Source organism: Nocardia sp. NPDC004604, assembly GCF_040609795.1.
Lineage (GTDB): Bacteria > Actinomycetota > Actinomycetes > Mycobacteriales > Mycobacteriaceae > Nocardia.
On sequence record NZ_JBEXLC010000015.1, the window covers coordinates 56386 to 69563 of the forward strand.

General features: G+C 65.6%; 17 protein-coding genes. 9 read left to right on the forward strand and 8 right to left on the reverse strand.

Features of this window, described 5'->3' with window-relative positions; genetic code table 11:
- Window positions 1-43 precede the first annotated feature (43 nt).
- On the forward strand, window positions 44-892 hold the full coding sequence (locus ABZW16_RS08360) for an NAD(P)H-binding protein (RefSeq protein ID WP_354953564.1): 849 nt from the start codon (window positions 44-46) through the stop codon (window positions 890-892).
- On the opposite strand, the gene ABZW16_RS08365 is transcribed toward ABZW16_RS08360, so the two are convergent.
- Entirely contained in the window at window positions 880-1122 is a 243-nt protein-coding gene (locus tag ABZW16_RS08365; protein ID WP_354953566.1) for a hypothetical protein, read from the reverse strand. The two genes, ABZW16_RS08360 and ABZW16_RS08365, sit on opposite strands and share 13 nt — an antisense overlap.
- Between ABZW16_RS08365 and ABZW16_RS08370 the strand changes: the two genes are divergently transcribed.
- Entirely contained in the window at window positions 1115-2425 is a 1311-nt protein-coding gene (locus ABZW16_RS08370) for an MFS transporter (RefSeq protein ID WP_354953568.1), read from the forward strand. The genes ABZW16_RS08365 and ABZW16_RS08370 overlap by 8 nt on opposite strands.
- 52 nt (window positions 2426-2477) lie before the next feature.
- Here the strand turns inward: ABZW16_RS08370 and ABZW16_RS08375 are convergent, their stop codons facing one another.
- Window positions 2478-2816 (reverse strand): hypothetical protein, encoded by a 339-nt coding sequence (locus ABZW16_RS08375; RefSeq protein WP_354953570.1) that lies wholly within the window; start codon window positions 2814-2816, stop codon window positions 2478-2480.
- A gap of 78 nt (window positions 2817-2894) precedes the next feature.
- Window positions 2895-3305: a VOC family protein gene (locus ABZW16_RS08380; protein WP_354953572.1), complete on the reverse strand. Its 411-nt coding sequence runs from the start codon at window positions 3303-3305 to the stop codon at window positions 2895-2897.
- Window positions 3306-3508: 203 nt separating this feature from the next.
- Between ABZW16_RS08380 and ABZW16_RS08385 the strand changes: the two genes are divergently transcribed.
- Both ABZW16_RS08385 and ABZW16_RS08390 read left to right on the forward strand, forming a co-directional pair.
- On the forward strand, window positions 3509-4393 hold the full coding sequence (locus ABZW16_RS08385) for a LysR family transcriptional regulator (protein WP_354953574.1): 885 nt from the start codon (window positions 3509-3511) through the stop codon (window positions 4391-4393).
- Window positions 4394-4621: 228 nt separating this feature from the next.
- Entirely contained in the window at window positions 4622-4861 is a 240-nt protein-coding gene (locus ABZW16_RS08390; RefSeq protein WP_354953576.1) for a hypothetical protein, read from the forward strand.
- Between the two features lie 145 nt (window positions 4862-5006).
- Here the strand turns inward: ABZW16_RS08390 and ABZW16_RS08395 are convergent, their stop codons facing one another.
- Genes ABZW16_RS08395 through ABZW16_RS08405 form a run of 3 tightly spaced genes read right to left on the reverse strand, consistent with a single transcriptional unit; the run spans window position 5007 to window position 7893 of the window.
- A complete protein-coding gene (locus tag ABZW16_RS08395; protein WP_354953578.1) occupies window positions 5007-6437 on the reverse strand; it encodes an NAD(P)(+) transhydrogenase (Re/Si-specific) subunit beta in 1431 nt (476 codons plus the stop codon).
- The gene (locus ABZW16_RS08400) at window positions 6437-6775 is read right to left on the reverse strand and encodes an NAD(P) transhydrogenase subunit alpha (protein ID WP_354953580.1); all 339 of its coding nucleotides are present in this window, start codon (window positions 6773-6775) and stop codon (window positions 6437-6439) included. Before ABZW16_RS08400 ends, ABZW16_RS08395 begins: the two co-directional genes overlap by 1 nt.
- Entirely contained in the window at window positions 6775-7893 is a 1119-nt protein-coding gene (locus ABZW16_RS08405; protein WP_354953582.1) for a Re/Si-specific NAD(P)(+) transhydrogenase subunit alpha, read from the reverse strand. Before ABZW16_RS08405 ends, ABZW16_RS08400 begins: the two co-directional genes overlap by 1 nt.
- 395 nt (window positions 7894-8288) lie before the next feature.
- Here ABZW16_RS08405 and ABZW16_RS08410 point away from each other — a divergent pair, with 395 nt between their 5' ends.
- The 3 genes from ABZW16_RS08410 to ABZW16_RS08420 are packed head-to-tail and all read left to right on the forward strand — an operon-like array spanning window position 8289 to window position 10267.
- Window positions 8289-8786 (forward strand): HIT family protein, encoded by a 498-nt coding sequence (locus ABZW16_RS08410; RefSeq protein WP_354953584.1) that lies wholly within the window; start codon window positions 8289-8291, stop codon window positions 8784-8786.
- Window positions 8783-9622: a maleylpyruvate isomerase family mycothiol-dependent enzyme gene (locus tag ABZW16_RS08415; RefSeq protein ID WP_354953586.1), complete on the forward strand. Its 840-nt coding sequence runs from the start codon at window positions 8783-8785 to the stop codon at window positions 9620-9622. The genes ABZW16_RS08410 and ABZW16_RS08415 overlap by 4 nt, the downstream gene beginning before the upstream one ends.
- A gap of 6 nt (window positions 9623-9628) precedes the next feature.
- Window positions 9629-10267, forward strand: a complete 639-nt coding sequence (locus ABZW16_RS08420; RefSeq protein ID WP_354953588.1) for a Type 1 glutamine amidotransferase-like domain-containing protein — start codon at window positions 9629-9631, stop codon at window positions 10265-10267.
- A 25-nt stretch (window positions 10268-10292) separates the two neighbouring features.
- On the opposite strand, the gene ABZW16_RS08425 is transcribed toward ABZW16_RS08420, so the two are convergent.
- Together ABZW16_RS08425 and ABZW16_RS08430 are read right to left on the reverse strand one after the other, a co-directional pair.
- Window positions 10293-10778 (reverse strand): GtrA family protein, encoded by a 486-nt coding sequence (locus ABZW16_RS08425; protein WP_354953608.1) that lies wholly within the window; start codon window positions 10776-10778, stop codon window positions 10293-10295.
- Between the two features lie 137 nt (window positions 10779-10915).
- Entirely contained in the window at window positions 10916-11227 is a 312-nt protein-coding gene (locus tag ABZW16_RS08430) for a hypothetical protein (protein ID WP_354953590.1), read from the reverse strand.
- Window positions 11228-11449: 222 nt separating this feature from the next.
- Here ABZW16_RS08430 and ABZW16_RS08435 point away from each other — a divergent pair, with 222 nt between their 5' ends.
- Both ABZW16_RS08435 and ABZW16_RS08440 read left to right on the forward strand, forming a co-directional pair.
- Window positions 11450-12808, forward strand: coding sequence for an FAD-linked oxidase C-terminal domain-containing protein (locus tag ABZW16_RS08435; RefSeq protein WP_354953592.1), 1359 nt, complete (start codon window positions 11450-11452; stop codon window positions 12806-12808).
- 35 nt (window positions 12809-12843) lie between these two features.
- Complete coding sequence (locus ABZW16_RS08440) at window positions 12844-13128, forward strand: GNAT family N-acetyltransferase (protein WP_354953594.1); 285 nt, start codon at window positions 12844-12846, stop codon at window positions 13126-13128.
- The last annotated feature ends 50 nt before the right edge of the window (window positions 13129-13178 follow it).

Consider the following 13178-nt stretch of genomic DNA (forward strand, 5'->3'; position numbering starts at 1 on the left):
CTGAACTATGTCTCGCCGCGGCCAGCGCCGATGTACTGAAACCATGACAAACAGCAGCTCTCACCAGCGTCCCATCCTCGTCACCGGCGGCACGGGCAAGACCGGTGGCCGCGTCGCCGCCCGGCTGCGCGCGGCCGGTCACGCGGTCCGAATCGGATCGCGCACGGCCGAGATCCCGTTCGACTGGGCCGATCGCGGCACCTGGACACCGGCGCTGTTCGGTGTCGACGCGGTATATATCGCATTCCAGCCGGATCTGGCGGTGCCCGGCGCGCCCGAGACCATCCGCGCATTCGTCAACGCGGCGAAGGCCAACGACGTGCGCAAGCTCGTCCTGCTCTCCGGCCGCGGCGAGCCGGAGGCCGAGCAGTGCGAGCGGATAGTGCAGGGCTCGGGATTGGACTGGACCATCGTGCGCTGCAGTTTCTTCGCCCAGAATTTCAGCGAGGGCGCCTTCTTGGAGTACATCCTCGCCGGTGCGGTGGCGCTGCCCAATGGTGATGTACCGGAACCGTTCGTACACGCCGACGATATCGCCGATGTCGCCGTCGCCGCGCTGACCGAGGACGGGCACGGCGGCGAACTCTACGAACTGACCGGACCCAGGTCGCTGACCTTCGCCGAGGCGGTCGCCGAGATCGCCGCGGCGACCGGACGCACGATCGAGTTCATCCCGATCTCGCGCACCGATTTCGTCGCGGCGCTGACCGAATACCAGGTCCCCGCCGATGTGGTCAGCCTGCTCGACTACCTGTTCGGCACCGTATTGGACGGTAGAAATTCCAAAACCGAGGATGGCGTACGGCGGGCGCTGGGGCGGGAACCGAAAGATTTCCGGGATTTCGCCGATGTGACGGCAGCCACAGGAATCTGGAACATTCAGGGCTCGTAAAATAGTTGGAACGCTACAGAGACCACCGCGCGGACGCCGATCTCAACGGCGAGATCCGCGGAGCCGGTCACCGAGCCGATGATGTCCCGGACCGACTCCCCGCGCGGTTCCCGAATCAACCGCGACCAGGAGGTCGCATGCCAGGACGCGCCCACGGATAACGCCCGGCTCGAGGTACCGATCGCGAACCGCGCGGGCTGATCAATCGGTACCGTCGAATCGGTGGCCATCACGACGATCGATCCGCAGACCCGGATAGCGCGCGCCGCAGTGTTCGTGGTGTTCGCACTGAACGGCTTCCTGTTGGCCATGTGGGTGGTGCACATCCCGGCCATCACCGACCGCACCGGTATCGCGCACTCCACCCTCGGCATGTTCATTCTGATGCTGGCCGGTGCTGGCATTGTCGGTATGCGCATCGCGGGGCCGCTGGCGGACCGTTTCGGCAGCCGGACCATGGTCGGAGCCGCCGCGGCGATCACGGCGGTGTCGGTGCTCGGACCCGGACTCGCGACCGGGCCGGTCACCCTGGCGATCGCACTGGCCTGCTTCGGCTTCGGCAACGGCGCGCTCGACGTCTCGATGAATACCCAGGCGGTACATGTCGAGCGGGCGTATCAGCGGCCGATCATGTCGGCATTCCACGCATTGTTCTCCGGTGGCGGCTTACTCGGCTCGCTGTTGGGCGCGGCTGCCCAGCGCGCGGGATGGGATGTGCGCTCGACGTTATCGCTCGCGGCGGTGAGCGGGTTGCTGGTGCTCGCCGCACTTGTGCCGCGACTGCTCGGCGATACCGGATCGGTTGTGGACGAACCGAATCCGGACCCGCTCAGCCCAGATCCGCCGAACATCGGCACGCACGCGCAGAGCCACATTCCGCCGGACCATCGACAGGACCGCGTTGCGCAGGACGCGGGCGACGGATCCGAAACGCCCACCCACACAACCGCATCGGAGGCTGCCGGGGCCGCCGACTCGGCGGGCCGCTCCCGAAGAGTCCTGGCGCTGGCCGCGATCGCATTCGCGCTCTTGCTGACCGAGGGCGTGGCCGCCGACTGGAGCGCACTGCAGGTCCGCGACCACCTCGACGTCGACGACGCCACCGCCGCACTGGCATTCGGCGCTTTCTCCGGCACCATGACCGCGGGCCGCCTCGCCACCGACCGGGTGGCCGGAGCCTTCGGCCGGGTCGCCGTGGTCCGCTACGGCACCTTGATCGCCGCCTGCGGGCTGGTGCTGATCATGACATCCGGATGGGTACCGCTGACGCTGCTCGGCTGGGCCATATGCGGTCTCGGCCTCTCCGGCGGCATACCGCAAATCTTCACCGCCGCAGGCAATCTCGGCTCCAGCACGGCGGCGACCGATATGTCGCGCGTCTTCAGCCTCGGCTACTTCGGCCTGCTCGCCGGCCCCTCCATCATCGGCTGGATCACTGCCATCGTCCCCCTCACCATCGCCATGGTCGTCCCCCTCATCGCCGTCCTACTGTGCTGCCGCTACGCCGGTGTGGTCGGCCCTCGGCGGAAATAGCGGCTAGGTACGCCATCCGGGTGTGGCCGTCGACTGCGGAGTGCATGTACACCTATCCACGCTTACTGGCTGTGGTGACGTCGCCCGTCTTCGCTTTGGTCTTCGATCGTGCGGCGGCACGGGCTTGGCTGGAGTCGCAGCCGTGGGCGCGCCCCGCCGCGTCGGGGATGCGCCCGACCTTCTTCACATCGACGTGCACCATGTGCCCGAGCCGCTTGGCGACAATCACCAGAGGTGTGCGGTTCGAGTCACCGTCGGGATCGATGAGCCGTCGCCGGTTGAGGCCGAGTTGGGCGAGGACCCTGGTGACGGTACGACGGCTTATGGCGGCGCCGGTTTCGTTGAGTTCGAATGCTATTCGCGAGGCGGGCCACTTCTGGTCCCGTCGCATCGCTTCGATTCGCTGGACGACATCAGGGTTGGTTGCGGTCGGCTGAGAATGTGGGGTCGAAGACCGGTCGACGTTGGGTCAGGATCGGGGCCGGGTGATGTCGAACATCCAGCTGATACCGAACTTGTCGATCAGCGATCCCGCTTCGTCGCCCCAGGACTGCTTCTCCAACGGCAGTGTCACCGTGCCATCGGCAGACAGCTTCTCGAAGTAGTCGCGGATCTGGGAATCGTCGCCACCGATGAAGATCGCTACGTTCGTTCCTGGCCGGTATTCCACGCGCTCCGGAGCATCCCAGCCCATGATTGTGTATCCGGTAGGCGACGACAGCACCGCGTGCATAACGTTGTCTGCGTCGGGCGTGTCTGGGGATCCGAAGTCCGCTACCGTGCCGATGTGGAGTTCACCTCCGAGGACACTTTGGTAGAACTGAAGCGCTTCCCGGGCGTTCCCGTCGAACACTATGCAGGGGTTGAGCTTGGATCCCATTCGGAGACTCCTTGATTGATCGTTTGGAGCTAAGCCCTCCGCGGTCCGCGTAGGCAGCCAATGTCGGCCAAGACCGCCATATCGCGATGTCGTGGGCAGGCGTCTCAGCGGCATCGGCCGCGTGTCTTCGCCGCGCACTACTCTCACAGCCGGGCCGTGATCAGTCCAAGTGATCTTTCAAATCCCTGTGATAACAGTGTGTTATGGAATTGGCGCAACTCCGTTCGTTTCTCGCGGTGGTCGATGAGGAGGGGTTCACGCGTGCCGCGGCTGCTCAGCATCTGACCCAGCCGGCAGTCAGCTTGCACATCAGCCGACTGGAGCACGAGCTGGGGCAACGCCTCTTCGACCGGACTGGAAGACGGGTGACCCTCACTGACTTCGGCCAGTTGGTCCTCGGCGACGCACGCCTGGCCGTGGCGGCGACGAGCAAGATGCAGTCAATGGCCGACGAGGTCAACGGCCTGTTGCGCGGCCGACTCCGACTAGGCTCGGTCGCATCGGTCGACTTCGATCTGATAGGCCTCGTCGCATCCTTCCATGAGCGACATCCAGCTATCGAACTATCCCTTGTCGAGGATCGCAGTGAGCGCCTGACAGAACTGTTGCTGACCAACAGGCTCGACGCAGCGGTGGTGGCGTCGTGCCATGAATCGGTAGACAGACTGGATGGAATCCTCATCGCAAACGAACCACTTGTTGCCATTGCCGCGCCCTCGTACGGTCAGTGGCCATCCTGCCGGATGCTCACCCTTCATGACCTTGTCGACCGACCGGTCGCAACCTTGCCGATCGGGACCGGCACTCGCGCCGCGCTAGATCACGCCTGCCACCAGGAAGGCATCGCCCTCGATATTAGGTTCGAAGCAAACACCCCAGCCACCTTGCGCAACCTCGCACGCGCAGGTCTGGGCATCGCGATCCTCCCAGAGCCGGTCGCCCGAACGCCAGGCGTACGTGCCCATCCGATCGGTCCAGTCGCAATCCGAACACGCCTGTCAATTCTGTGGGCCGGCGATCAACCGCCATCGTCAATCGGCCGAGCCTTCACCCGGCACGTCTCGGACAGACTGGCCAGAGATGCCTAGCGCCTGACTTGCGCGGGAGGAAGACCCTCCTCGCGCTAGACCAACGCCACATTGTCCTCCTTGCGGACGCGTCGTGCATCGACCTTCGACCAACGAAGCCGACCACCGGACACGGAGAAACGTCAACAACGTCCTGACCCGCAACAGCTAGGCGATGGGAGTCGGGCCCGCGCGGGCGACATCCGTGCGAAGAGCGCCGCGCCCCAGCGATATCGGTAAGTTCGAGGGATGTTCGACAACAACAGGCTCGAGCGCAGGATCAATCACCTCGAGCGCAAGCTCGACATGATCATGAAGCACCTCGGTCTCCCTGATCTCGTCCCGGCGTCGGCCTCCGGAGAAATCGACGAACTCATTCGGCAGGGCAAGAAGATCCAGGCCATCAAGCTCTATCGCGACCTCAATCCGGGCAGCGGCCTGAAGGAGGCCAAGGATGCGGTCGAGGCGCGCGAACGGCATTTGCGATAAGGGCTTCCCGCTGTGACGATGCCGCAGTGGATCAACCGGCTCGGCACTGCGCGGTGCGCTGAGCGCTGAGGGCGTTCAGCGCAACGGCCCCCTGTTCGTATCGAACAGAGGGCCGTCGCTTTGAACGTTGCCGCGCGGCAGGGAGTTACAGCGCCTTCAGTTCCTCGGTGACCGCACCGACCGACTTCTTCGCGTCACCGAAGAGCATGGAGGTGTGGTCGGCGTAGAACAGCGGGTTGTCGATTCCGGCGAAGCCGGAGTTCATCGACCGCTTCAGCACGATCACGCTCTTGGCCTGGTCGACGTTGAGTACCGGCATGCCGTAGATGGGGCTGGAGGAGTCCTCGCGGGCGGCGGGGTTGGTGACGTCGTTGGCGCCGATCACCAATGCCACATCGGTGCGGGAGAATTCGCCGTTGATGTCGTCCATTTCCTTGAGCGCGTCATAGGAGACCTCGGCCTCGGCCAGCAGCACGTTCATGTGGCCGGGCATACGACCGGCGACCGGGTGAATGGCGTATTTGACCTCGACACCCTTGGCCTCCAACAGCGAGGCCATTTCCTTGACCGCATGCTGGGCCTGGGCCACGGCCATACCGTAGCCGGGGACCACGATGACCTGGTTGGCGTAGGCCATCTGGATCGCGGCGTCCGCGGCGGAGGTGGCCTTGGCCTGCTTCTGCTCGCCACTACCGGCGCCGGGTGCGGTGCCGCCACCACCGAAGCCACCGGCGACGATGGCGGGGATGGAGCGGTTCATGGCCTTGGCCATCAGGTTGGTGAGGATGGTGCCGGACGCGCCGACGATCATGCCCGCGACGATCATGGCGGTGTTGTTCAGCGCCAGACCCGCTGCGGCGGCACTCAATCCGGTGAGGGCGTTGAGCAGGGAGATGACGACCGGCATATCCGCGCCACCGATCGGCAGCACGACCATCAGGCCGAGCACACCGGCGAGCACGAGCACCGCGATCATCCAGTACTGCGGCACACCGTCTTTGGTTGCGCCGATACCGATCACCACCGCGGCGGCGATCGCGCCGAGCAGCAGCAGCAGGTTCAGCGGCTGCTGGAGCTTGCCGAGACCGATCGGACGCCCGGGGAGGATTTCCTGCAGCTTGCCGAACGCGATCAGCGATCCCCAGAACGACACCGAACCGATGATCGCCGCGAACAGCGACCCGATCACGATATGGACCGTCGGTTCCTCGTCGAAGTGCGAAAAGCCTTGACTGTTGAGGAATTCCGACCACGCGATCAGCGCGACGGTGCCACCACCGACACCATTGAACGCGGCCACCAACTGCGGCATCGCGGTCATCTTGGTGTATTTTGCGGGCGGCACGCCCAGCACGACACCGACGACCAGACCGGCGACGATCAGAATCCAGTTCGAGGTGTGGCGGATCGAGATCAGGGTGGCCACCACGGCGATGACCATGCCCGCGGCGGCGATCAGATTGCCGCGCACGGCGGTCTTCGGGCCGGTCAGGCCCATCAGACCGTAGATGAACATGCCGAAGGCGATGATGTAGAGACCGTTGACCAGGTAGGTCACATTGTCGAAGGTATGCATCACGCTGCTCCCTCTGACCGCTCCGCTGCGGCGACCTTCACAGCTGCGGCCTTCTTGCCCTTGAACATGCCGAGCATCCGGTCGGTAACCACGAAACCACCGATGACGTTCAGGGTTCCGAATACGACGGCGACGAACAGGATGATCTGGGTCAGGATCGAGGGATCCTCGACATTGCCCAACGTCACCAGAGCGCCGAGCACGACGATGCCGTGAATGGCGTTCGTACCCGACATCAACGGCGTGTGCAGGGTATTGGGGACTTTGGAGATGACGGCGAAGCCGACGAACCCGGACAGCACCAGGATCGCGATATTGGCAAGCAGTTCGGTGTACATCAGGCATCCACCTCACGGGTAACGCAGGAGTCCGCGAGCACTTGGTCACCGAAGTCGGGCGCGATCTTCCCGTCGACCAACATCAGTTCCAGCAGTGCCGCAATATTTTTCGAGTACAGCTCGCTGGCGTGCTCGGGCATGGTGGCGGGCAGGTTCAGCGGCGAGGCGATGGTCACCTCGTGCTTGACCACGGTCTGACCGGGTTCGGTGAGCTCGCAGTTGCCGCCGGTCTCACCGGCCAGATCCACGATCACGCTGCCGGGCTTCATCCCCTGCACCGCCGCGGCGGTGACCAGGCGCGGCGCGGGGCGTCCCGGCACCAGCGCGGTGGTGATCACCACGTCGAAGCCCTTGATCGCATCCTCTAGCGCCTGCTGCTGGGCGGCCTTTTCGTCATCGGTGAGCTCTCGGGCATACCCGCCCTCACCGGCGGCGTCGATGCCCAGATCCAGCCACTGCGCACCTACCGACCGCACCTGATCGGCGACCTCGGGGCGCACGTCGTAGCCGGTGGTCCGGCCGCCGAGCCGCTTGGCCGTGGCCAGGGCCTGCAGACCGGCGACGCCGACACCGAGCACCAGCACGGTCGCGGGCTTCACCGTGCCCGCCGCGGTGGTCAGCATCGGGAAGAAGCGGGTCGATTCCGATGCGGCCAGCAGCACAGCCTTGTACCCGGCGACATTGGCCTGTGAGGACAGCGCGTCCATCACCTGGGCACGCGAAATCCGCGGAATCGCCTCGACAGCGAAGGCTTGCACCCCGGCCGATTTCAATGCGGGAATCTGGTTGTCGGCATTGCGGGGGGCGAGGAAGCCGATCAGGGTCTGCCCGCTGGTCAGCTTCGCCACCTCGGCGTCGCTGGGCGGAGCCACCTTCACGACCACGTCGGCCGACCACGGATCACCGATGGTGGCGCCCACCTCTTCATAGGCCGCGTCCGGAATGAGCGCGCCGAGTCCGGCACCCGCTTCGACCACCACTTCCACGCCCTGCTTCAGCAGGGTCGGGATGATCTTCGGCACCAATGCGACACGCCGCTCGCCCGCGTTTGACTCGCGAACGACTCCGACACGCGCTCCGCGCGGCGACTGGTCGCCTACGCTCTGCGTTGTCTCCACTTGTCAGACTTCCTTCTCTGGCTGAGCTTCAAGCAACCGGTCGACGGCCGGACGATGTTACTGGAGAGTAAGTTCGTCCAAATCCTCGCAACTGTACCCGGCTCGCGGTGAGCGTAGCTGAGATGACGGTCACAAGTTGCGGCCGGAATCCGCCGGTATGTCGGATTCGCGACATCGGGACGGACATGGCGAGTACCTCCGGCGCACGCGGTTGATCAGGGCTTTATCGGTTTCGATAGTTGTCGTCGCAGGTAACGGCCACAAGAGCGAACGTAGCGGTCCCTTACTAACCTTCGGGTTCGAATCCTGATCAGTGCGACACAAAACTCGAGTGGCGTGATGTGCATCATGCCCGAGTCTGTCGCCAATGAGTCGTACGTCGTATGGTCGGCCATGTGAACGACTGCGTGTTCTGCCGCATCGCGGCGGGCGAGGCCCCGGCGACCAAGGTCTACGAGGACGACACGCTGTGCGCCTTCCTGGACATTCGCCCCATCGCGCGCGGCCACACGCTGATCATCCCGAGACGGCACGCCACCGAACTGGCAGATCTGGACGCCGAATTGGGTGCCCATATCTTCCGCGCCGGACACCGGCTCGCGCTGGCGATCCGGCGCAGCGGCCTGGCCGCCGACGGCGCGAATCTGGTACTCAACGACGGCAAAGCCGCCTTCCAGACCGTCCCGCATGTCCACCTGCACGTGATCCCGCGCCGACACGGCGACAAACTGAGCTTCGCCGCCGGACTGCTGCTGCGACGTCCGCATGATCCACGGTCCACCGCGGCGGCCATCCAGGCCGGAATATCGGCGTTGGACAACGATAACGAGACAACCGCCGAGCAAAGACGACGCTGGGCTGGTCAACAAGATGAGGAAGGACAACACGGATGACCGCCCCCGCGCTGCACCGGGCCGAGCTGAGCAACCTGCTGTCGGAGCAATGGGATGCGATCGCGGCCCTGGTCGCCGATCTGGACGAAGAGCGTTGGCGCACACCGTCTCCGCTGCCGGGGTGGTCGCTGTTCGATGTGGTCGCCCATGTCGTCGGCACCGAATCGTGGCTGCTCGGCGAGCGCCCGCCCGCACATGATCCGATTCGGCCCAAGACCGATGTCACCACGCTGCCGCATGTGCGCAATGAAACCGGTGTGCTCAACGAGATCTGGGTCGACCGGCTGCGGCCGCTGTCGGGTAGGCGGCTGCTGGCGCTGTATACCGATGTCACCGAACGCAGGCGCGCGGCGCTGGCCGGTATGGGTGATACCGAATGGGAAGCCGAGACCGTATCGCCGATCGGCAAGGTCAGCTACAGCCGGTTCATGCTGGTTCGGCTGTTCGACTGTTGGATGCACGAACTCGATATCGCCGATGGACTCGGCGTTTCCGTCGACGAGGGCGGACTGCGCGCCGAGCTGGCCTTCATCGAACTCACCAACAGCATCGGCCGGGCGGTGGCCAAGGGTGCGCAGGCGCCGGATGGCTCCCGGATCACCTTCGAGCTGACCGGCCCGCTGTCGAAGACTCTGCACGTCGCGGTGGACGGCCGGGCCAATATCGTGGAAGCCCTGGACGCGCCCGCCACCGTGGTGGTCGGCATGGACTCCGGCCTGTTCGCCCGACTGCGTGGCGGACGCGCCGAGGCGGATGCGCACGCGGGTGAGTTCACCGTCTCCGGTGACCAGGAACTCGGCAACCGCTTGATCCGCAATCTGGCCTTCACCATCTGAGCCTCGGTGCGACTGTTCCTGTCCAGCTACCGATTCGGTGCGCACTACGACCGGCTCGCCGCACTCGTCGGCGAGCCGGGCCGAGTCGCGGTGATCCCCAACGCATGTGACGCCTGGCCCGCGGCTTGGGCGAGCGCGGTCACCAGCGATGTGACCCCGCTGCGTCGGCTCGGCTACTCCCCCGATGTGCTCGACCTGCGCGATTTCATCGGGCGCGCAAGCGATTTGGAGCTGGCCCTGGCCGACTACCCACTGGTGTGGGTGCGCGGCGGCAATACCTTCGTACTGCGCGCCCAATTCGCCCGCAGCGGAGCCGATGTCGTACTGCCGAAGCTGCTCGCCACCGATGCGCTGGTGTACGCCGGATACAGCGCCGGCGCCTGTCTGCTGACGCCGGATCTGCACGGCCTGGAATCCACCGATGATCCCGCCGAGGTCGCACCCGCCTGCGGTGTCGAACCACAGTGGGACGGACTGGGTTTGGTCGACCACCGCATCGTGCCGCATCTGGACTCTCCGACCGACCCGGATGGTGCGTCCGTGCTACTTGCCGCCCGCTATCGCGCCGACGGCGTCGCGCACTGGGCGCTCACCGATAATGACGTCGTCGTGGTGGACGGCGACCGAACCGAGGTGCTGCGGTGATCGGTACACCGCCGACACTGGGACCTCACGGCGCGTCAGGTGCGAGTTCGGGTTCCGGGTGCACCGCCTCGCGGCCGCGGAACACCAGCCAGCGCATCGCGCTGTACATGTAGACGGCCTCGCACGCCCCCGCGAGCAGGCGCGAGAGGTGATACTCCAGGCCGAGCGCGGTCAGACCGCTGCCGACGCCGAGGATGAAGGCGAGGTAGTTGACGATGACCACCAGCACGTAGACCGCGGCCTGTCTGCCGACGGGTGCGTGCGAGTGGAAGTTGAAGGTGCGGTTGAGCACGAAGCTGAGCCCGAACGCGCAGACGTAGGCGACCGTCACCGCGAGCCACACCGGCAGCCCCAGCCAGCCGTGCAGCGCCGTGAGCAGCGCCAAATCGACGCCGAAGGTGAAGCCATTGATCAGCGCGAAGCCGAGAAAGGTCGGCGCGACAAGCCGATTCAGCCCCCACGGCAACCGTGCGACCACCGCCGCACACCACCGGGAGAAGCCGGCCACCATGGCCTCAGTGCTCGTCACGCCGCCAGCATGCCAGCGACAGGTGTCCACCAAGTGATCACCGGGCGAACCGCGCCCGCTGCAACAAGATCAGGCGGCGGCTTCTCGACGCTGCCGCCGCGGCGCTCACCCGACCTCGATCAGCCGATTTGGGTAAGCGGTGAGCGACGATCCATATCGGACCAGGCGACCAGCCAGCGGCGGCGGGTGACGTCGTCGACCTCCTCCAGGAGGGCGTCCAAGAGCCTGCGGGGGTCGCGCTGCCACCGGTCGGACAGGGTGGCGATGGCGGTCTTGCCGAACATGCCGGAACGATCCAATGCGGTGATCCATTCGCTGACGTCGCCCGCGTGGATGCGGTGCAGCGCATCGGTATCGATGTCACCGTCGACGAATTCGTAGGAGAACACGGCGGCGACCAGTTCGCGGTAGTCCGGCGACTCGACCTGCATGAAACCTCCCTCGGTGTCGCTGCGCACCTTGGATTCGGGCATCCCATCCGATACCGCGGATGCCTTTGCCCGAAATTCTTACCGTCGAACCGGCCCGGCACCACTGGACCGGCCCACATCCCGCCGGTCTCCGCGTTGTAGCAAACCTCCAGGGAGAACCGGCGCCGCGACTGTTAGGGTCGACCGTCCACTGCGGCCTTCCCGCCGTATAGCGTGAGTTGTGTGGACCTGCATGACCTGATCTCCCGCCTGCCCGACGGTGCGGTGCTCACCGACCCCGACCTGTTGGCAGGCTATCGGCAGGACTGGGCACGCGACCCCGATGCGGGCACGCCGCTGGCGGTGGTCCGTGCGACCGGCACCGATGACGTCGCGGCAACATTGCGCTGGGCGCACGAGCACCGGGTCGCGGTGGTGCCGCGCGGGGCCGGATCCGGACTGTCCGGCGGTGCGACGGCCGTGGACGGCGGCATCGTGCTCAGCACCGAACGCATGCGCGCGATCACGGTCGATCCGGTCACCCGCATTGCGGTGGTGCAGCCGGGCCTGCTCAACGCGGAGGTCAAGCGCGCGGTAGCCGAATACGGTCTGTGGTACCCGCCGGACCCGTCGTCATTCGAGATCTGCTCGATCGGCGGCAATGCCGCCACCAATGCGGGCGGCCTGTGCTGTGTGAAGTACGGCGTCACAACCGATTACGTGCTCGGCATGGAGGTGGTGCTGGCCGATGGCACGGTGGTGCGGCTCGGCGGACCGCGCCTGAAGGATTCGGCGGGCCTGTCGCTGACCAAGCTGTTCGTCGGCAGCGAGGGCACGCTCGGGATCATCACCGAACTCACCCTGCGGCTGCTGCCCGCGCAACCACCGCAATCCACCGTGGTCGCGAGCTTCGCGACGCTGAGCGCCGCCACCGAGGCCATCCTCGGCATCACCGGAACGCTGCGCCCCGCCATGCTCGAATTCATGGACGCGGTCGCGATCAACGCGGTCGAGGACGAAATGCGGATGGGTCTGGATCGCGAGGCGGCGGCGCTGCTGGTCGCGCGCTCGGACGCGCCCGGAGAATTCGCCGGGCATGAAGCCGAAGTCATGGTCGGCATCTGCGAAAAGGCCGGTGCCACCGAGGTTTTCCATACCGAGGATCCGGAGGAGGGCGAGGCCTTCACCGCCGCACGGCGTTTCGCCATCCCGGCGGTGGAGAAGATCGGGACGCTGCTGCTCGAGGATATCGGTGTGCCGCTGCCGCGGCTCGCCGATCTGGTCAATGGGATCGCGGCCATCGGCGCCCGCAATGAGGTGCTGGTCTCGGTGATCGCACATGCCGGGGACGGCAATACCCACCCGCTCATCGTGCACGACCCGGCCGATGCGGCGATGACCGAGCGCGCACACCGTGCCTTCGGCGAGATCATGGATCTGGCCATCGAACTCGGCGGCACCATTACCGGCGAACACGGGGTCGGCCGATTGAAGAAGGCGTGGCTGCCCGATCAGCTCGGCCCCGATGTGATGGCGCTCACTCGCCGCATCAAGGATTCGCTCGACCCGCATGGCATCCTCAACCCAGGCGCGATCCTCTAGGAACATTCCCGGCCGCGAAGGAGTTTGATCCGAACATGACCACCAGGCTCGAGCACAATGTCGCCGATACCCGATTCGAGATCTATCTCGACGACACCCTCGCCGGATACGCCGACTACGCCGAACGTGACGATCAGAAGATCCGCGACTTCCACCACACCATGACCTTCCCGGAGTTCCGTGGCCGTGGCGTGGCCGCCCAGGTGGTCGAATACGCGCTGAACGACTCCCGCGCCGAGGGCTTCGGCATCATCCCGACCTGCTGGTATGTCGAGAAGTACATCGCCGACCACCGCGAATATGCGGATCTGGTGGCCTAGCGGTAGCGATCGCTTGCGGGTCGCTCGAAAAGATCAGCGGTAGCGATCGC

What these genes read in the sequence shown, in the direction of transcription:
- ABZW16_RS08360 (WP_354953564.1), top strand. Translation starts at nt 44, where the DNA reads ATGACAAACAGCAGCTCTCACCAGCGTCCCATCCTCGTCACCGGCGGC.
- ABZW16_RS08365 (WP_354953566.1), bottom strand. Translation starts at nt 1,122, where the DNA reads ATGGCCACCGATTCGACGGTACCGATTGATCAGCCCGCGCGGTTCGCG.
- ABZW16_RS08375 (WP_354953570.1), bottom strand. Translation starts at nt 2,816, where the DNA reads ATGCGACGGGACCAGAAGTGGCCCGCCTCGCGAATAGCATTCGAACTC.
- ABZW16_RS08380 (WP_354953572.1), bottom strand. Translation starts at nt 3,305, where the DNA reads ATGGGATCCAAGCTCAACCCCTGCATAGTGTTCGACGGGAACGCCCGG.
- ABZW16_RS08385 (WP_354953574.1), top strand. Translation starts at nt 3,509, where the DNA reads ATGGAATTGGCGCAACTCCGTTCGTTTCTCGCGGTGGTCGATGAGGAG.
- ABZW16_RS08390 (WP_354953576.1), top strand. Translation starts at nt 4,622, where the DNA reads ATGTTCGACAACAACAGGCTCGAGCGCAGGATCAATCACCTCGAGCGC.
- ABZW16_RS08395 (WP_354953578.1), bottom strand. Translation starts at nt 6,437, where the DNA reads ATGCATACCTTCGACAATGTGACCTACCTGGTCAACGGTCTCTACATC.
- ABZW16_RS08400 (WP_354953580.1), bottom strand. Translation starts at nt 6,775, where the DNA reads ATGTACACCGAACTGCTTGCCAATATCGCGATCCTGGTGCTGTCCGGG.
- ABZW16_RS08415 (WP_354953586.1), top strand. Translation starts at nt 8,783, where the DNA reads ATGACCGCCCCCGCGCTGCACCGGGCCGAGCTGAGCAACCTGCTGTCG.
- ABZW16_RS08425 (WP_354953608.1), bottom strand. Translation starts at nt 10,778, where the DNA reads ATGGTGGCCGGCTTCTCCCGGTGGTGTGCGGCGGTGGTCGCACGGTTG.
- ABZW16_RS08430 (WP_354953590.1), bottom strand. Translation starts at nt 11,227, where the DNA reads ATGCAGGTCGAGTCGCCGGACTACCGCGAACTGGTCGCCGCCGTGTTC.
- ABZW16_RS08440 (WP_354953594.1), top strand. Translation starts at nt 12,844, where the DNA reads ATGACCACCAGGCTCGAGCACAATGTCGCCGATACCCGATTCGAGATC.